Origin of the sequence: Streptococcus uberis, from assembly GCF_900475595.1 — a bacterium.
GTDB classification, from domain to species: domain Bacteria; phylum Bacillota; class Bacilli; order Lactobacillales; family Streptococcaceae; genus Streptococcus; species Streptococcus uberis.
Genome location: NZ_LS483397.1, coordinates 378,485 through 397,444, shown reverse-complemented (window position 1 = coordinate 397,444; position 18,960 = coordinate 378,485). Strand labels below are relative to the sequence as shown.

Below are 18,960 nucleotides of genomic sequence, written 5' to 3'. Positions count from 1 at the left end.
GACTACAAGAGTTTCATGACTCTTGTAAGTCGCTGATTTTTTATTAGATTTTGAGAGGAAAACTACGTTTTCCCTATTTCCCACCTCAGTAGGTGATGATATTGCATTGAGTAGCTTCATAGCTACTCAATTGCTTTTTTTATCTATTAATGAGGAAAACTGACGTTTTCCTTATTTCCCACCTCAGTCGGACACAACTGTCTACTAGACAGTTGTGTTATCCGACTGAGCCCTCCATCTCATACGAGATTAGTCTGTTGAGTTCGACGGCGTATTCCATTGGTAATTCTTTGGTAAATGGTTCGACGAAGCCCATGACGATCATTTCGGTTGCTTCGCTTTCTGATAGGCCGCGGCTCATGAGATAGTAGAGTTGTTCTTCTGATATTTTTGAGACTTTTGCTTCGTGTTCTAGGGCAACTTGTGAGTTGTGGATTTCATTAAATGGGATGGTATCTGATTTGGAGATATCATCCATTAAAATGGTGTCACATTCAATATGAGAAACTGATTTTTTCGAATCTTTGTTAAATGTCACTTGGCCACGATAATCCACTTTTCCGCCACCTTTTGCGATGGATTTCGAAACAATAGATGAGGAAGTATGCGGAGCATTATGAATCATTTTTGCTCCAGTATCTTGATGTTGCCCAGCATTCGCAAAGGCAATTGATAACATTGTCCCACGCGCACCAGGACCATCTAGATAAACCGATGGGTATTTCATAGTGGTTTTGGCCCCTAGATTACCATCTACCCATTCCACTGTAGCATCTTTCAGAGCTCGGGCACGTTTTGTTACCAAGTTATAAACATTATCTGACCAGTTTTGAATGGTGGTATAGCGCATGTAGGCACCATCTAAGGCAAAGATTTCAACAATAGCAGCATGAAGACTATTACTTGAATAAGTTGGCGCAGTACAACCTTCCACATAATGAACGCTAGCACCTTCATCCACAATGATTAGCGTACGTTCAAATTGACCAGTGTTTTCATTGTTAATCCTAAAGTAGGTTTGAAGTGGAATATCCACCTTAACCCCTTTTGGCACGTAGATAAAAGTACCGCCCGACCAAACAGCAGAATTCAAGGCAGCTAATTTATTATCAGTTGGTGGCACTAATTTAGCAAAATATTGTTTGAATAAATCAGGGTATTCTTTCAATGCCGAATCAGTATCCGTAAAAATAATACCCAATTTTTCGAATTCATCTTTCATATTATGATAGACAACTTCAGATTCATATTGAGCAGATGCTCCAGCAAGATAAGCACGCTCAGCCTGAGGAATTCCAATTCTTTCAAAGGTTTCTTTAATTTTCTCAGGAACATCATCCCAAGAACGAGCCGGTTTATCTGAGGCTTTTTGATAATAGATAATGTCATCAAAATCAATATCTGATAAGTCAGCACCCCAAGTTTGCATAGGCATTTTTTGGAAGGTTTCCAGGGATTTAAGACGAAACTCCAACATCCATTCTGGTTCACCTTTAGCAGCAGATAACTCTCTGACAACAGCTTCATTTAAACCTTTACCAGTGGAGTAAATAGGCTCCACATCATCGTGAAAACCAAATTGATAATCCCCTAAATCAATAGGCTTTGGTTCAACTTTTTCATTTTTATCAGACATAAGTCACTTCACTTTCTTTATTACTCTTCGTCAGACCCTTCTTGACTTCTTTCAATAGCTTTTTCTAAGGCGTGCCAAGAAAGGGTTGAACATTTGATCCTTTGTGGAAATTTAGATACTCCTTCCAGTAATTCAGCTTCGCCTAGTTCCTTTTGTTTTGGATTCTGACAACCTGAAACTAAATCTGAAAAGGCACGAGCTAGTTCAAGAGCTTCAGCCTTGGTTTTTCCGATAACAGCATCCGTCATCATACTTGCAGAAGCTGTGGAAATGGTACAACCATCTCCAGAAAAAGCAATATCTTCAATCACATCCCCGTCAAATTTGACAGATAATGAGATGACGTCACCACAGGTAGGATTGTTTAAAAGCACCGCTTCAACCCCGTCCAAAGTCCCTTGGTGATGTGGGTGTTTGGAGTGATCAGCGACCACTGCCATATATAAACTCGTTAATTTAGAGAGTGCCACTAAAAAACTCCTTTGTTTTAAGGATCGCCTCAACTAAACGATCACAATCTTCCTTGGTATTGTAGATGTAGAAACTGGCTCTAACCGCAGCCGAAATTCCCAAATGCCGCAATAAGGGTTGCGCACAATGATGGCCAGCTCTAACGGCTATTCCTTCGTAATCTAAAGCAGTCGCGACATCGTGGGGGTGTAAACCGTCCAAGTTGAAGGAAAGAACACCTGTTTGGTCCATAGGGTTGCCCGGACCATATAGTTTAAGCCCGTCAATGGATTGTAATTTCGGTAGAATATACGAAACCAGTTCTCTTTCATGATTCTGAATAGCTGACATGCCAAGTGATTCTAAATAATCAATAGCTGCAGCAAGCCCTATGGCACCCGCAATATTAGGAGTGCCAGCTTCTAGTTTCCAGGGCAAGCTTTTCCAGGAAGCTTCTTGCTCATAAACAAAATCAATCATCTCCCCACCAAACTCAACAGGGTCCATGAGTTTCAAGACTTCTTCTTTTCCATATAAAACACCAATACCTGTTGGGCCCAACATTTTATGACCTGAGAAAGCTAAGAAGTCGCAGTTTAACGCTTGGACATCGACTGCCATATGAGGAACTGATTGCGCACCATCAACAACCATATAAGCTCCAACACCATGGGCGATGGCTGTTATTTCTTGAATAGGATTGACACACCCTAGTACATTAGAGACATGAGCCATACAAACAAATCGCGTTTTGGAGGTGACTTTTGCCTTGAAATCATCCAAATCTAGAGTTCCCTCTTTGAGATAAGCATAAACCAATGAAGCACCCGTTTGGCGACAGACCTCTTGCCAAGGGATAAGATTAGCATGGTGCTCCATAATGGAAATCAAGACTTCATCTCCTGGTTTTAGGATTTGCTTGGCAAATTGAGCCACCCAGTTGAGACTGGTTGTTGTCCCACGGGTGAACACAATTTCTTTGCTACTATTGGCATTGATAAAGTTAGCTACTTTTTGACGGCTGGCCTCATAATCTCGCGTTGCTCTTTCTGCTAGCGTATGGACCCCCCTGTGAACATTCGCATTGTCATAATCGTAATACCTACGAATCCTATCTAAAACTTGCTTAGGTTTTTGACTTGTTGCTGCATTATCAAGGTAGGTATAACCTTCATCATGCACCAATTGATCCAATATTGGAAAGTCTTTTTTAAGTTCTTGACTATTTATCACAAATGGCTCCTTAAAGCTTGTTCCGAGCTGTTAATTTTTGATCCAAGACAGAAATGATGTTTTCTCTGACTTCTTTGACTGGAATTTCTGCAATCACAGCCCCTAAAAAGCCCCTGATCACAAGTCTTTCTGCGGTATCCTTGTCTAAGCCACGACTCATGAGATAGTACATGTCTTCTGGGTCCACTTGCCCAATAGAGGCTGCGTGTCCCGCAGTCACCTCGTTTTCATCAATCAAAAGGATTGGATTGGCATCACTGCGTGCCTTATCAGAAAGCATTAAGACACGGCTTTCTTGTTGGGCGTCCGCACCCTTAGCACCTTTGATGATGTGGCCAATGCCATTAAAGGTCAAGGTCCCACGTTCAAGAATAACACCATGTTGTAAGATGTGACCCACTGAGTTTTTACCATAGTTGGTTACGCGTGTATCAATCCCCTGAACCTGACGACCACTTGAGGCCGCAACAACTTTCAAATCTGCCTGACTTCCGTCACCGATTAAGTCACTATCAAAATCTGCCACGACATTGCCTTCATTCATTAGGGCTAGTGACCAATCAATACTAGCATTGGTTTCGAGTCGACCTCTTCGGCTAATGAAGCTTGTCACCGTTTCACCAAGTCGGTCAATTGCAGAAAACTTAATGTGGCTATCCGCTTTGGCAATCACTTCAACGCTAATATTGGCACTAGCTTTAGCTGACCCTTGTCCAATACTCTCAAGTCTTTCTAAATAGGTAAAATGACTTCCTTTCCCAGCAATAATGAGAATATGCTTATTAAAGGCAACATCGCTATCACTGTCTTGTAAGAAAATACCTTCAATAGGTTGAGAAATCTCAACAAAATCAGGGACGTATAAAACAGCAGCACTATTAAAATAGGCATGATGATAGGCTGCTAATTTATCTTGGTCGTATGCTAGTGCACTTCCGAAATAGTCTCGAATGATTTCTGGAATCTCTTCCAAAGCTTGATAAAAGTCTGTAAAAACAACTCCTTTTTCTATCAAATCCATTGGCAGCTGTTCCAAGACTGTTTGTGTCCCAACCTGAAGGAGGGTTGGGTTATCTCCAATGGCCACGAAATCAGGCACTGCTGTTACTTCTGGACTTTCTTGAATACTACCATCGCCTAGGTTCCACCGATGAAATTTCACCCGTTCGATCCTTGGCAATTCCAGTTCATCTATTTTTTTAAAGGCATCCTGGCGTCTTTGAACTAACCAGTCGGGTTCTGCCTTTGCTTGCGAAAATCGTAATATGTTATCAAATGTCATGATGATCTTTCCTCTTCTAACCTTACTGAGTATCATTTACTATTGGATCTGACCTTTAAAGGCGTCGCTTTTTTTCAAAAGCCCAGACCCTAAAAAGATCATTTTTAAACTTCTTCTTTATAGTCGATGCCTAATTCTTCTGCGATTCCGGAATAGCCTTCTTTTTCAAGTCGTTGGGCTAATTGTGCATCACCAGAAAGGACAATACGTCCATCCATCATCACATGCACTAAATCAGGTGTGATGTAATTTAAGAGTCTTTGGTAATGGGTGATGATCATGGCTCCAAAATCTTTTTGACGCATGTCATTGACACCTTTTGAAACCACTTTAAGGGCGTCGATATCCAAACCTGAATCAATTTCATCTAAAAGGGCAAATTTTGGTTCTAGCATGAGGAGTTGCAAAATTTCATTGCGTTTTTTCTCACCACCTGAAAAACCTTCATTAAGGTAACGCTCTGCCATTTCTTCCTTCATCCCTAATAATTCCATTTTTTGATCCAACTTTGTAATGAAATCACGGACTGAAATTTTGTCATCATCTTCTTTTCCAGCATTCATTGCAGCACGCATAAATTCGGCATTTGTGATTCCAGGAATTTCAGATGGGTATTGCATGGCTAGAAAGAGTCCCATTCTAGCACGTTCATCCACTTCTAAGTCAAGGATATTAACACCATCCAAAAGAATTTCTCCTTCAGTGACCTCATAGTTAGGATTCCCCATGATGGCCGCAGATAGGGTAGATTTACCAGTACCATTTGGTCCCATGATTGCGGCAATTTCACCTGTTTTAAGGGTTAGATTAACCCCTTTTAAAATTTCTTTATCTTCGATAGAAACGTGTAAATTTTTGATTTCAAGGACAGACATCTTATACCTCTTTTTCTATAGTCAAATGAGACATTCTCATTTTCACTTATCTTAATATTAACATTTCTATTTTAACAAAAAAAGCCACATAAGGCTCCCTTTTTGGCTCTATTCTGTTACTATTGCTAGTCCTTTCCAAAGTCAATGCACTTTTTGATTCTTAAAAAGATTCTCTGCACCTCTTTATAAAAGCGACAGTTCATTTTGGCAACAAAAAAGAGAGAAAGATTTTCTCTCTTTTGCTAAAAAACAGTTATTTATTAAAATGGATAATGAGATACACAAGTTAAATCCCTATTCGAGTACAAAGTTTATTCTGTACTTAGTTACAACTATCTATTTTGTTCTAATTTTTTTCTTTCTAATGAAAAATGTTCAAACAATCTAATAAAAGGATTTTTCTCCCCATTGTTTTTAACTAGTGTGCCATGTTGATAAAATGTTTCATAAAATTCGTATAACTCTGGTTCAACTTCTTTATTATAAGGATTATTTAGCTCTTCACCGCTAATTGCATTATTATAACCACCAAATTTGGCAGTCTCAATCTCGTCAATTGTTGGCTTTTCATCAGCATAAGAAACTGATGTTGTTGCTGCACCGATAGAACAAGCTACTAAGCCTGTTACAAAAAGTTTTTTCAATAAAGATGTCATTTTTAATTCTCCTTTAATTATGATTATGTTTTTATTATAGGAATTTAATGTTTATTTGTCAACAATTTTTGGTATTAATACAAAAATGACATCTAACATAATCTCTATGTAACATTAGCTCATTTACCTTATAAGCAAAACCCTTTAAAATCAACGTTTTTTTGAATGATGGCCTGTTCTTATCTCTTATTTGAATAAGCCAATCTTTTTTTGACACATTTTCCTAACCAATAATTATTTTATCGTTTATTTCTAATTATAAAACCATAAAAAAAGAGAATCCTTTGGATTCTCTTTTACTTTTTTATCTAGTCTACTATTTGTTTTAGCTTTAAAGTAGGATCATTTTTTCTTTTTCCATTTTTCGCTTTGACTTCGACGAAAATCACTGTTCCCTATAAATTTCAAAATATTGAACAAGGGTGTTCGTTTTTCACCCCATATTTCAAGTCCTTCAATTAAGACTTCAAGTCCAAAGAGGAAACCAAACATTAGCAAAAGTCCACCGACACGACTGGATACATTAAGCAACAATGAAGTTAAAGAGAAAAGCAATGCGATACCATAAACCACCAAGACTGCACCACGGTGGGTAAATCCCATGGAAAGCAAACGGTGATGAAGGTGCATTTTATCTGGCTCGTAAAACTTCTTACCTGATAAACTCCGTCTAATAATAGCAACTGCAGTGTCCATGATAGGAACCCCTAATATTATGACCGGAGTGACAACGACTACTGCCGTTGCATTCTTTAAACCTTGCAATGAAAGAACACCAATCATAAAACCAATAAATAGAGCACCCGTGTCACCTAGGTAAATAATGGCTGGGTGGTAATTATAAGGAAAAAAGCCAGCAATCGATGCGATCAAAATCAAGATGGTTACCGTAAGAAAGAAATCTGTCTGTGGTAGAAAGAAGTAAGAAACAATGGCCATTGTCACTAAACTAATGATAGAAACACCACTAACAAGTCCATCTAAACCATCTATCAAATTAATGGCATTGGTGATGGAAACAATCCACAAAATCGTCAAAAAGAAAGTGACAATTGGTCCAAAATGGAGCAATGGTCCCCCAAAAGGGATCTTAAAACTATCAAAACGGAAAGAGGTGAAGGCCCAAATGATAAAGGCACCAAAGAAAATGCCCAACATTTTGAGTTTAGGTCTGATTTCATAAATGTCATCAATAAAACCAGTCGTCACAATCATCAAGGCACCCAAAACAACAGGCAAAATGTAGCTCAAGTAGCTATGGCCATTCATAAAAACCTGAGGATTTACAAAAGGCATAAAAACCAGTGTTGCCATGAAGAAGGCTATAAATATCGCCAAACCTCCACTACTTGGCATTGGTACCTTATTGATCCGTCTAGCATTGGGATTATCCACTGCTCCGACACGAAAAGCCAAAAAACGGATGAATGGCGTTGCAATGAGTGAAATGAGAAAAGCCCCTATAAGCACTAAAACATAATCAAACGTAAATGGAAACATAAGCCATTACACCAACTCTACTTTTTGTAATTCTGTTACTGCATGATCTTCCAGTAATTGATGGGCATGTTCCTGCAAGTAAGCTCTAGTCTTACTACCTGGGAGTGCATGCTCAATTAATCTAGCATACATGACATTGGCATAATAAGAAGGTTGGTTTTGAATATCCAATAAAATGGTCATGTGATATCGGTCAGAACTTTTATATAATTCAGAAGCTTCTATCGGGAAGGTCACTGTTTTAGAAAAGGTAATGGCATCTTGAATGGTCATGAAATCCAAAACGTAATGCACATAATCTAGAGGTTCAAAAGGTGACTCTTCTTCCTTTTGCTCTTCAGCATTTTGCGTCATAACAGCATCCACTGCTTCTTCCATCATTTCTTCAATTTTCTCGAGTTTCTCATGAGCGTTAACATCACCTTTTTCAATCATACTCTTCTCAATTGTTTTGAAGAAGTCTTCAGGTGTCATTTGAGAAACATCTCCCAAGTCTGCCAAATCATCAAAATTAATTTCTTTATTCAAATCTGATTTGGTGACAAAGACATCCAAACGGTCCTTTCTTGGAGTAACTCGGAAACTTAACATACCACTGTCTTTAAAATTATCAGGTAAGTCTAGCTCATCCATGACAGTGTAAAAGAATTCTTCCGTTTTTTCTTGAGGGATTAAGAAGTCTTTTAACTCCATTCCTCTTTCTTCCAGATCATCCATACTAATAGTGATTTTTAGCGTTGTTTCGCTGATTTGTTTCATTTCCATAGTTATTACCTCGCACGCGTAGTCATTCTATTATACTAGAATTAGATAGAAATCGCAATTTTGTGCTCGATGGGCAAAGAAATGAAAAACCAGCTTTAGAAAAGCTGGTTCTTATTACATAAATAAACTAACAAAGAAATAGAGAATGAGAACCGATCCCAAAGCAATACGATATTTCCCAAAAACTGTAAAATCATGTTTTTTCACATAATCCGTCAAGAATTTAATCGCGTACATAGAAACCACAAAAGCTGTCAAACTAGCCACAAGTAAGATCAATATTTGTGAAAAAGCTAAATGATTTCCATCTAAAAAGAATTTAACAGCTTTCAAGCCACTATAACCAAACATGGTTGGAATGGCTAAGAAAAAAGTGAAATCAGCAGCGACCGGTCGACTTGTTCCTAAGATAATTGCCCCTAAAATAGTTGCCCCTGAACGACTTGTTCCTGGGACGATACTGAGTACCTGGAAGCATCCAATTAAGAAGGCAGTCTTATAGGACATTCGAGATAGTTCCGTCACCTTTGGTTCAACTTTTTCATTGCGTTTTTCAATCCATAGAAAGGCGTAGCCATACAAAATGAGCATGAGAGCAACAACTACAAAATTATAGAAGTGAGCTTCCATCCAATTATCAAGCAATAATCCAAAAATAGCCGATGGTACACAGGCAATGACAACTTTTAACCACAACTGCCATGTTAATTGGACTTGACGCGCTGACTTACCAGGTTGAAAGGGATTAAGGCGTTCAAAATAAATGACCATAACAGCGATAATCGCGCCCAGTTGGATAACAATATTAAACATGTCCATGAAATCTTTATCTTGATTCATTTTAATAAACTCTTGAACCAAAATCAGATGGCCAGTGCTAGAAATTGGAAGCCACTCCGTTATTCCCTCAACAACTCCAAAAAAGATGGCTTTTAATATTTCAAAAAATAACATGATGTCTCCTAAAATAATGATAGAACTATTGTATCAGAAAAACTTAAAATTTTCTTATCATTTCCCTTTTTAGAAAGCTCCACCACCGCCTCCTCCGCCACCGCCGGAGAAGCCACCACCTGAAAAGCCACCAGAACTACTTCCAGAAGAAACACTGAAATGACTGGCATTTGAAGCGGCCATGCTAGAACTTGTTAGATTATTTGTCATGCCATACATGAAGGGGTGAATCGAGCCATACTGATGCCCTAGATTCTTATCCTCAAGCTGAATACCATGTAAAATCATGTATTTTTCAACTTGTTCAGCAAATCCAAACATACTTGCATAAACTAACATTCTATTCCAAACCACTAAACTTTCAACCTCTGCTTTTTCAAAATGATCAATATCTTTGAGCATATGGATAAAAGCATCCCAAGGCTGACGAGCCAATTGTCCTTCTTGTGTTAGAACGCCTTGCAGAAGGTCTTTACTGGTCTGTTTAGTCATTTGATAAATGCCAACAATGGCAATAAGTGCTAAAACAATATCAATGATGAGATTGCGACCATTGGCCATAGCCATAACATAAAATCCAAGGCAAAAAAGGATAATGATAATAAAAACTAGGAAAGCATTAGCCAACCCTAAATAGATTTTCTCTTTAACAGTCATGGAGCGATAATAGTGATCACCTTCTGTACCAATGTGATTCTTGACAAGTTCCGTCAGATTCCGAAAGGCGCGGTCCAATTTATCTAAATGCTCCTTGCCTCGCTGATTCACCTGGCGTTGCAACTCTTGACCTTTATATTGTTTTTTTAATTTCTTTTCAATACCTGAGTCAAAGAAGTAATCCGCAAATAACTGATCTGTTTTTAATTTTTTCTGATCACCAAATGCCATGCGGACGAAAGCTTTCTCAAAATCAGACAAATGGCTATCATTTACTAAACTTAAATAATAATGATTGTCTTCTTTCTCCATCATAATAGCTTTGCGGTCAACTAAATCAAGTAAAGTTGCTTGAACAAGATTTTCAAAGCTAATATTATCATCCTTAAGGATTGACTGGCTTGGGTTTAACTTCTGAAGATCTAAATGAAAAATCTTTTGAGCAATGACAAGGGGAGCCTGGTCACCAGGCAAGGCATAAAGCCGTTCATCTTTATGATTGCTATATCGAAAAACAGATTTTTTAAAGAGATACCAACAAAAACCTGCCAATAAGAAAAGGAGTGCGACGACTATATAGATGTAGTAGTTGACAATGTTATTGGCTAAGCGCGTGTTTTTAGCTATTGTTTCTTCTGTCTTCTTAAATTTCGGCAAATAGTTTTGATTTTCGGCCATTCCCGTCACAATGCTACTATCCCAGTAGCCATGAAATTCTAGGACACCACTAACTTTAGATGCTCTCATGTCAATCTGATTTTTCCCTTTTTCATGTGCACCAGGGAAAAAATAGCCTCTATGAAGATACATCTCCTGTTCTTGGCTGGTTTTCTGACTTTTTATCGCGAAATGAACAGTTTCAAGAGTTTCATCCCAGTCTGAGATAGGTTTCCAATTCAAGACTGCAATATCTTGATATTTGGATAATAAATGGCGAAGCTTCCAGGTTACCACAATTTTTACTTTGTCTGTTGCTTGCCCAGAATTATAAACTTTCAAGCGATAGCCATCACCCAAATCCTCTAGGAAGCTAGAGACTTCCACTTTTTGACCGTTTTTATAGGCTTGAACTTGTGGATTTTGATCAATTCCAAAACCATCAGGCATATTACCAGCTTTTCCTAAACTAAGGTACTGACCATTGTAATCCGATGAAAAAATATAAGTCACTTCTTGACGAAAATCAGCACTATTGTCTTCATTGACCGTCAAAAATCCCTCATATAATGGAATACGATAGTCAACTTCAGATGCCAAAATGTTTTGTCCAAAAAAACCTAAAAATAGTATGAATAAAAAAAACCATTTTTTCATGTCATCACCTAACTTTCTAAAATATATTTTAGCATATCTTAACAGATTAAGAAAACGCTATCTTATTTAATTTTTTTAAAATTTATTTATTTTTAAACAATATTTTGTATATTTTTCCATTTCTTTGAACTCAAAACATTGAAATAGAATCCTATTTACTGTAAAATAAGTAATAATAATAATTTGAGACTGGAGTCTTTTATGAGGAAATTTTTAATGAGCTGTTTCGCTGCTCTTCTCCTCCTTTTTGCAGGAGTTAGTCAGGCAGATGCAGACCAATATTTAAGAGTTGGAATGGAAGCAGCTTACGCGCCATTCAACTGGACACAAGATGATAATTCAAATGGTGCCGTACCAATTGAAGGAACCAACCAATATGCAAACGGCTATGATGTTCAAGTCGCTAAAAAAGTAGCCAAATCACTAAATAAGAAACTTTTAGTTGTTAAAACATCATGGACAGGCTTGATTCCAGCCCTAACATCAGGAAAAATTGATATGATTGCAGCTGGTATGAGTCCTACCGAGGAACGTAAAAAAGAAATTGCTTTTTCTGATAGCTATTATACGAGCGAACCCGTTATCGTTGTTAAAGCAGATAGCAAGTTTGCAAAGGCCAAATCATTGGATGATTTTGCAGGAGCTAAAATCACCGCCCAACAAGGGGTATGGCATGTTAATCTCATTCCACAAATCAATGGTGTTAAAGCACAAACACCAATGGGAGACTTCTCTCAAATGCGTCAAGCCCTTTCATCAGGTGTCATTGATGGGTATATCTCTGAAAGACCTGAAGCAATGACAGCTGAAAATGTCAATTCAGCCTTTAAGATGGTTGTCTTAAAAAAAGCATTTACTGTCAATGAATCCGATGCCGCAATTGCTGTTGGTATGCGTAAAGACGATCCTAGAATTGTTCAAGTTAATACTGTTTTAGCTGATTTATCTGCTAATGATCGTCTTGATTTGATGGATAAGATGGTTACTTTACAGCCAAAAGAAAAGAAAGCCGAAAATGGTGTGCAACCATCATTCCTTGACCAGATGTGGTCTATTGTAACGAAGAACTGGAAACAATTCTTACGAGGAACTGGTTTAACCCTTCTTATCTCAACCATTGGTACCATTGTGGGGCTTATCATTGGTCTCTTAATTGGTATCTATAGAACAGCTCCTAAATCAAAGCATAAGGTTTTAGCTTTTTTCCAAAAATTATTTGGATGGTTCCTTAATGTTTATATTGAGGTCTTCCGTGGAACTCCGATGATTGTACAATCTATGGTTATTTACTATGGAACAGCTCAAGCCTTTGGTATTTCTATCGATAGAACCTTAGCCGCTATCTTTATTGTTTCTATTAATACTGGCGCATACATGACCGAAATTGTTCGTGGTGGTATTTTCGCAGTAGATAAAGGCCAATTTGAAGCAGCGACAGCTCTTGGTTTTACCCATGGCCAAACCATGCGTAAGATTGTTTTACCACAGGTTGTAAGAAATATCTTACCAGCAACTGGTAATGAATTTGTCATTAATATCAAAGACACCTCTGTGTTAAACGTTATTTCCGTTGTAGAGCTTTATTTCTCAGGGAATACTGTTGCCACTCAAAACTACCAATATTTCCAAACATTCTCTGTGATTGCTGTCATTTACTTCATCCTCACCTTTACCGTTACACGCATTCTTCGCTATGTAGAACGTCGTATTGATGATGACAATTACACAACTACAGTTAATGAATTGCCTTGAGAGGAGACGAGTAATGTCTAACCCAATTATTGAAATCAAACATTTAAAAAAATCTTATGGCAATAATGAAGTCCTTAAAGATATTTCATTATCAGTCAATAAAGGAGAAGTTATTTCCATTATCGGCTCGTCTGGTTCTGGTAAATCTACACTACTGAGATCCATTAATCTTTTGGAAGAACCAACAGCTGGGGAAATTCTTTTCCATGGGAATAATGTTCTAGACGACAATTATAATCTGATTCACTACCGTGAAAAATTAGGAATGGTTTTTCAATCCTTTAACCTTTTTGATAATCTAAACGTCTTAGAAAATGCTATTGTTGCACAAACCACTGTTTTAAAAAGAAGTCGTCAGGAAGCTGAGAAAATCGCTAAAGAAAACCTTAACAAGGTTGGAATGACCGAGCAATATTGGAAAGCAAAACCAAAACAACTTTCCGGAGGTCAAAAGCAAAGGGTTGCTATTGCTCGTGCATTATCTGTTAATCCAGAAGCTATGCTCTTTGACGAACCTACTTCTGCACTTGATCCTGAAATGGTTGGCGAAGTTTTAAAAACCATGCAAGATTTGGCTAAATCAGGATTAACCATGATCATCGTAACCCATGAAATGGATTTTGCCCAAGAAGTATCAAACCGAGTCATCTTTATGGATAAAGGTGTGATTGCTGAAGAAGGTACACCACAAGAAATTTTTGAAAATCCAAAAGAGGAACGCACAAAAGAATTTTTACAACGCTTCTTAAAATAAAAGAATCTCTTGAACTGCTTCCCAATCATTAGACAAAAATTCTAACGATTGGGGGCAGTTCATTTTGAGTTCTTTAATTTTTGTTTTTTACTTTACCAGTTAAGTATTTTGTGTTATACTGAGGATGTTAACGTTAATAATTTATGTGATTGGAGGTACTTATGGCTGAAAAAACTGACTTGGCGTCAGCTTATCGCAGACTAAAAAGTCCTAACATTAAAACAAAAAAACGTGCTTTAAAGATTATTCATGAGCACAAGAGATCAGGTAAAAAATAGACCTTCTCAAAAATAAAGTCAGACAAAAAACACCTAAGACAAATCCCTCCGTCTTAGGTGCTTTTTTTATTTGACTTTAAGTGCTGAGAGAACTTGTGTTCTGATATCATCCACTCCATTTGGCGTATTTGGTAAGAAAATAGTTTGGTTTCCTCGACTGGCAAATGTATTCAATGTATCTAAATATTGATTGGTTAAAAGAATAGCCATTATCTGTTCTTCACTTAAGCTAATATTAGCATCTTTTAATTCTTGGATAGATTCTGCTAAACCGTCGACAATTGCTTTACGTTGTTGGGCAATACCAACTCCGTGTAAGCGATCTTTTTCAGCTTCTGCCGATGCCGCTGTGACAATTTTAATCTTATCTGCTTCAGCTAATTCTTGGGCAGCTACGCGTTTGCGTTGGGCAGCATTGATTTCATTCATCGATTGTTTCACTTCCGCATCTGGTTCCACTTTGGTGATCAATGTTTTAACGATGATATAACCATAGGTTGACATTTCTTCTGCCACTTGATGTTGAACTTCTAAGGCGATTTCATCTTTTTTCTCAAACAGTTCGTCCAAAGTTAGTTTAGGTACGGATGAACGAAGGGCGTCTTCAATATAAGATTTAATTTGTGCCTCTGGCTTCATCAATTTATAATAGGCGTCTGTAACATTGTTTTCATTGACACGATATTGAGTGGCAACATTTAAGGTAACGAAAACATTATCTTTTGTCTTTGTCTCAACAATAATCTCTGTTTGCAAGAGTCGCAATTGGACACGTGCAGCAATTTTATCAATACCGAAAGGCATACGAATATGAATACCACTTTGAGACGTTTTTTGGTATTTCCCAAAGCGTTCGATGATGGCAACAGACTGTTGACGAACAACATATAAGCTACTTGCAATCACAATTAAAGCAAAAATAGCCCAAAAACTAAAAATGATTAATGAATAAAGCATTTTATCTCCTTCTCAGTCCGTGCTAGCTCTTTAGGAAAATCCATCTGCTGCATCTTGACTTATTGTTATGATACAATTATAAGATATTTCTATTTTTTGTCAAATATGATATTAATGTTTTCAAATTTTTTTGACAGAAAAAAACAAGGCATCAATTGCCTTGTTCAATTACTCAACACTCATTAAATATGGATAAACTGGTTGATTTCCTTCGTGAATTTCAACTTCAATATCTTCATATTTTTCTTCAAGATAGTCTGCAAGTTCTTCTGCAAGTGGCACTTCACCATCTTCACCAACAAAAATAGTTACAATTTCACTGTCTTCAGTAATCATTTGTTCAAACGTTGCTTTTAAGGCTGCTTCCAAGTTTGCATCAGAAACTAAGATTTTACCATCAACCATACCAAGATAATCATTTTCATGAATCTCAAGACCATCAATAGTTGTATCACGAACAGCTAAGGTAATACTTCCACTGGTAACCTCAGATAGACTAGCAGTCATATTGGCAACATTGTCATCTAATGTTTTAGTTGTATCAAAAGCTAATAGACTCGTAAATCCTTGAGGTACTGTGCGTGTTTCAACCACACGTGCAGGAATATCCACGACTTCAGCTGCAGATTGGGCTGCCATGAAGATGTTTTTATTGTTTGGTAAGATAATTACTTGTTTCGCATTAACAGCTTCAATGGCTTTAACGATATCTTCTGTTGATGGATTCATGGTTTGTCCACCAGAGATGATATAGTCAACCCCTTGTGCTTTAAAAATATCTGCTAAGCCTTGACCAGCTACAACAGCAATCAAACCAAATTCTTTTGCTTCTTCTTGTGGTTTAGTCGCTATATTTGTTTTTTCAACTTGAGCATCATGTTGGTTACGCATATTGTCCACTTTAACTTTTACAAGTGAGCCATATTTTAAACCTTCTTGCATAACAAGGCCTGGATCTTCCGTATGAACATGAACCTTAACAATCTCATCATCATTAACAACCATTAATGAATCACCGAGATTGCTTAGGTAGCCTTGGAATTCTTCATAATTGAATTCTTTAACATAGGTAGGGCCTTGGCGGAGTGCAACCATAATCTCAGTACAATAGCCATAAGTAATATCTTCTGTTGCGACATGGCCAACGACAGCTTTATGGTGCTCTGCATTAATCATTTCTGCCATATTCGCTGGAGTTGCTTTGAAGTCTTCAGAAGCCACATAGTCCCCATTTAATGCAGACATGAAACCTTCATAAATAAAGACAAGTCCTTGACCACCTGAATCGACAACGCCTACTTCTTTTAACACAGGAAGTAATTCTGGTGTTTTTGCAAGAGCTTTTTTCGCTCCTTTAAGAGCTGAAGCCATGACTTCAACAGCATCATTTGTAGAATCAGACTTTTTCAAAGCTGCACTAGCAGCGCCACGAGCAACCGTTAAAATAGTTCCTTCAACAGGTTTCATGACAGCTTTGTAAGCAACTTCAACACCTGATTGAAGAGCCAGTGCTAAATCTTTACCGTCTAATTCAGTTTTTCCTTTGATACTTTGCCCAAATCCACGGAAAATTTGAGATGTGATAACACCTGAGTTCCCACGTGCACCCATCAAAAGACCTTTGGATAAGATTTGTCCAACTTCCCCAACAGTATCAGCTGGCTTATCAGCAACCTCTTTGGCACCATTATCCATAGTCATCCCCATATTGGTACCAGTATCACCGTCTGGTACTGGGAAGACATTAAGTGAATTTACATATTCTGCTTGTTTTCCTAAACGAGTTGCGGCTGCTTGAACCATCTCTTGTAACAAGCTTGCTGTAATTTTTGACACTAGTTTTCTCCTACAACTTTAATATTTTGCACATAGACATTGACCATATCTGCAGTTAAGCCAAGTTGGCTTTCTAAATTAAATTTAACACGTTCTTGGATATTTTTAGAGACTTCACTTATCTTAACACCGTAACTCATTACAGTATAAACATCAACAGAAATACCCATATCTGTTGCTTTCACAACCACACCTTTAGCATAGTTTTCTTTGCGAAGTAGTGATTGGAAATTGTCTTTTAATGCACTTTTACTAGCCATACCGACAACGCCGAAAATTTCCGTTGCAGAACCACCGACAACAGTTGCAATAACGTCATCAGAAAGTTCGATAAGACCATCTTTTGTATTAATTTTTACAGTCATTTTTACTACCTCAAAAAGTTTTTATCAGTTTATTTTACCATATCTTGAGCCTAATGTAAAAACATATCAGTCTGAGAGGTGTGAAAGCCAAAAAATGCAAAAGAAAGAAAAGAAAAAAAGCCCGAAGGCTCATTTCAATTATACGCGTTCAACTTTACCAGATTTAAGCGCACGAGCTGAAGCCCAAACTTTTTTTGGTTTTCCATCAACAAGGATAGTCACTTTTTGAAGATTTGGTTTAACTGTACGTTTTGTTTGGTTCATAGCGTGTGAACGGTTGTTACCAGATACTGTTTTACGACCTGTAAAATAACATACTTTAGCCATTTTATCGATTTCCTCCTAGGTAGAATATGTTTACGGATGTGCTAGCACCACATACCAAACTATTCTATCATAAGCCAAGTCGTTTGACAAGGATTTTTTATAACAAGTTTTCTATCTACTTTTTTTCTTATATTCTCAAATTAAAGGTCAGCTAGCCTTGCTTGATTTTCCAAAAGAAAAACCCACTTTTTCAAGTGAGTTTTCTTTATATTTGGCTTTATGATTAAGCTTTGTTAGCAGAACCGAAAACGTCGATACGTTCTTCAACGGCACCTTGAACAGCTTTCATACCTGGAGCCAAGAATTTACGTGGGTCAAATAATTTTTTACCAGTGTATTCAGCTTCGTTTGCTTCGAAGTTGCGTGCAAATTCACGAGTTGCATCAGAGAATGCGATTTGGCTTTCAGTATTTACGTTAACTTTTGCTACACCAAGTTTGATAGCTGCTTTGATTTGATCATCAGGGATACCAGATCCACCGTGTAATACGATTGGGAATCCTGGTACAGCTGCTGCTAATTTTTCTAAGTGGTCAAGAGCAAGACCTTCCCAGTTTTCTGGGTATGGACCGTGGATGTTACCAATACCAGCGGCAAGGAAATCAATTCCAGTTTCAACCATTGCTTTAGCATCTTCGATTGGAGCAAGTTCACCTTTACCGATGATTCCGTCTTCTTCACCACCGATAGTTCCAACTTCAGCTTCTACAGAAACACCTTTAGCATGTGCTAAAGCTACAACTTCTTTAGTTTTAGCAAGGTTTTCTTCAACTGGAAGGTGTGAACCGTCAAACATGATTGATGTGTAACCAACTTCGATACATTCTAAAGCATCTTCATAATGACCATGGTCAAGGTGAATAGCTACAGGAACTGTAATCCCCATTGATTCTACAAGGTTAGAAATAAGTGATTGACATACTTTGTAACCACCCATGTATTTAGCAGCACCCATTGAAGTTTGGATAAGAACTGGAGCTTTTTTAGCTTCTGCTGCACGCAAGATAGCTTGAGTCCATTCAAGGTTGTTAGTGTTAAATCCACCAACAGCATATCCGTTGTCACGAGCTGCTTGTACAAATTTTTCTGCTGAAACGATTGCCATTTGTTAGGCCTCCTCTAATTTTTCGGGTTATACCCGTTTACTTGTTCATTTTAGCACAATAGCCAAAAAAATTCTAGTCTTTGATGACGGTAAAGCGTTTTCCAAAGTCGGAAAATGAGTTTGTCGCGATTTTTAATCACTAAAAGCAAAAAAAGATGGGAAATCCCATCTTTAACTATGCGGAGAGAGGGACTTGAACCCTCACGACCTAAAGCGGTCACAGGATCCTTAGTCCTGCGCGTCTGCCAATTCCGCCATCCCCGC

The 18,960-nt window shown here is 37.7% G+C and carries 18 protein-coding genes and 1 tRNA gene; 3 read left to right on the top strand and 16 right to left on the bottom strand.

The window, feature by feature from the left end; translation table 11 throughout:
• Positions 1-217: 217 nt before the first annotated feature.
• From sufB to DQM95_RS02215, 10 genes are all read right to left on the bottom strand, one after another.
• Positions 218-1,636 carry a Fe-S cluster assembly protein SufB gene (gene sufB, locus DQM95_RS02260; RefSeq protein ID WP_012657885.1) on the bottom strand — a complete coding sequence of 473 codons (1,419 nt, stop codon included), beginning with the start codon at positions 1,634-1,636 and terminating at the stop codon, positions 218-220.
• A 20-nt stretch (positions 1,637-1,656) separates the two neighbouring features.
• Positions 1,657-2,106 carry a Fe-S cluster assembly sulfur transfer protein SufU gene (gene sufU / locus DQM95_RS02255; protein WP_037593533.1) on the bottom strand — a complete coding sequence of 150 codons (450 nt, stop codon included), beginning with the start codon at positions 2,104-2,106 and terminating at the stop codon, positions 1,657-1,659.
• A complete protein-coding gene (locus DQM95_RS02250; protein ID WP_046387896.1) occupies positions 2,093-3,319 on the bottom strand; it encodes a cysteine desulfurase in 1,227 nt (408 codons plus the stop codon). The genes sufU and DQM95_RS02250 overlap by 14 nt, the downstream gene beginning before the upstream one ends.
• A gap of 10 nt (positions 3,320-3,329) precedes the next feature.
• The gene (sufD, locus tag DQM95_RS02245) at positions 3,330-4,601 is read right to left on the bottom strand and encodes a Fe-S cluster assembly protein SufD (RefSeq protein WP_037593535.1); all 1,272 of its coding nucleotides are present in this window, start codon (positions 4,599-4,601) and stop codon (positions 3,330-3,332) included.
• A gap of 104 nt (positions 4,602-4,705) precedes the next feature.
• Positions 4,706-5,476, bottom strand: a complete 771-nt coding sequence (gene sufC, locus DQM95_RS02240) for a Fe-S cluster assembly ATPase SufC (RefSeq protein WP_037593536.1) — start codon at positions 5,474-5,476, stop codon at positions 4,706-4,708.
• A 332-nt stretch (positions 5,477-5,808) separates the two neighbouring features.
• Complete coding sequence (locus tag DQM95_RS02235) at positions 5,809-6,132, bottom strand: hypothetical protein (RefSeq protein WP_037593538.1); 324 nt, start codon at positions 6,130-6,132, stop codon at positions 5,809-5,811.
• Positions 6,133-6,474: 342 nt separating this feature from the next.
• The gene (locus DQM95_RS02230; RefSeq protein WP_037593539.1) at positions 6,475-7,632 is read right to left on the bottom strand and encodes a glycosyltransferase family 4 protein; all 1,158 of its coding nucleotides are present in this window, start codon (positions 7,630-7,632) and stop codon (positions 6,475-6,477) included.
• A 6-nt stretch (positions 7,633-7,638) separates the two neighbouring features.
• On the bottom strand, positions 7,639-8,397 hold the full coding sequence (gene mecA, locus DQM95_RS02225) for an adaptor protein MecA (RefSeq protein ID WP_012657878.1): 759 nt from the start codon (positions 8,395-8,397) through the stop codon (positions 7,639-7,641).
• Positions 8,398-8,511: 114 nt separating this feature from the next.
• Positions 8,512-9,351: an undecaprenyl-diphosphate phosphatase gene (locus DQM95_RS02220; protein ID WP_012657877.1), complete on the bottom strand. Its 840-nt coding sequence runs from the start codon at positions 9,349-9,351 to the stop codon at positions 8,512-8,514.
• 69 nt (positions 9,352-9,420) lie between these two features.
• Positions 9,421-11,322, bottom strand: coding sequence for a DUF2207 domain-containing protein (locus tag DQM95_RS02215; RefSeq protein ID WP_046393291.1), 1,902 nt, complete (start codon positions 11,320-11,322; stop codon positions 9,421-9,423).
• A 201-nt stretch (positions 11,323-11,523) separates the two neighbouring features.
• Between DQM95_RS02215 and DQM95_RS02210 the strand changes: the two genes are divergently transcribed.
• The 3 genes from DQM95_RS02210 to DQM95_RS02200 all read left to right on the top strand — a co-directional run bounded on the left by DQM95_RS02210 (position 11,524) and on the right by DQM95_RS02200 (position 14,106).
• On the top strand, positions 11,524-13,074 hold the full coding sequence (locus DQM95_RS02210; protein ID WP_037593540.1) for an ABC transporter substrate-binding protein/permease: 1,551 nt from the start codon (positions 11,524-11,526) through the stop codon (positions 13,072-13,074).
• A gap of 13 nt (positions 13,075-13,087) precedes the next feature.
• Positions 13,088-13,828, top strand: coding sequence for an amino acid ABC transporter ATP-binding protein (locus DQM95_RS02205; RefSeq protein ID WP_037593541.1), 741 nt, complete (start codon positions 13,088-13,090; stop codon positions 13,826-13,828).
• A gap of 161 nt (positions 13,829-13,989) precedes the next feature.
• A complete protein-coding gene (locus tag DQM95_RS02200; protein WP_003105912.1) occupies positions 13,990-14,106 on the top strand; it encodes a putative metal homeostasis protein in 117 nt (38 codons plus the stop codon).
• 66 nt (positions 14,107-14,172) lie between these two features.
• On the opposite strand, the gene DQM95_RS02195 is transcribed toward DQM95_RS02200, so the two are convergent.
• The 6 genes from DQM95_RS02195 to DQM95_RS02170 all read right to left on the bottom strand — a co-directional run bounded on the left by DQM95_RS02195 (position 14,173) and on the right by DQM95_RS02170 (position 18,960).
• A complete protein-coding gene (locus tag DQM95_RS02195; protein WP_012657873.1) occupies positions 14,173-15,063 on the bottom strand; it encodes an SPFH domain-containing protein in 891 nt (296 codons plus the stop codon).
• A gap of 168 nt (positions 15,064-15,231) precedes the next feature.
• The gene (locus tag DQM95_RS02190; protein ID WP_012657872.1) at positions 15,232-16,899 is read right to left on the bottom strand and encodes a DAK2 domain-containing protein; all 1,668 of its coding nucleotides are present in this window, start codon (positions 16,897-16,899) and stop codon (positions 15,232-15,234) included.
• Positions 16,899-17,264 carry an Asp23/Gls24 family envelope stress response protein gene (locus tag DQM95_RS02185; RefSeq protein ID WP_012657871.1) on the bottom strand — a complete coding sequence of 122 codons (366 nt, stop codon included), beginning with the start codon at positions 17,262-17,264 and terminating at the stop codon, positions 16,899-16,901. The genes DQM95_RS02190 and DQM95_RS02185 overlap by 1 nt, the downstream gene beginning before the upstream one ends.
• Before the next feature lie 138 nt (positions 17,265-17,402).
• Complete coding sequence (gene rpmB / locus DQM95_RS02180; RefSeq protein WP_003025909.1) at positions 17,403-17,591, bottom strand: 50S ribosomal protein L28; 189 nt, start codon at positions 17,589-17,591, stop codon at positions 17,403-17,405.
• Positions 17,592-17,814: 223 nt separating this feature from the next.
• Positions 17,815-18,696: a class II fructose-bisphosphate aldolase gene (locus DQM95_RS02175; protein ID WP_012657870.1), complete on the bottom strand. Its 882-nt coding sequence runs from the start codon at positions 18,694-18,696 to the stop codon at positions 17,815-17,817.
• 178 nt (positions 18,697-18,874) lie between these two features.
• Positions 18,875-18,960 (bottom strand) — tRNA-Leu (locus tag DQM95_RS02170).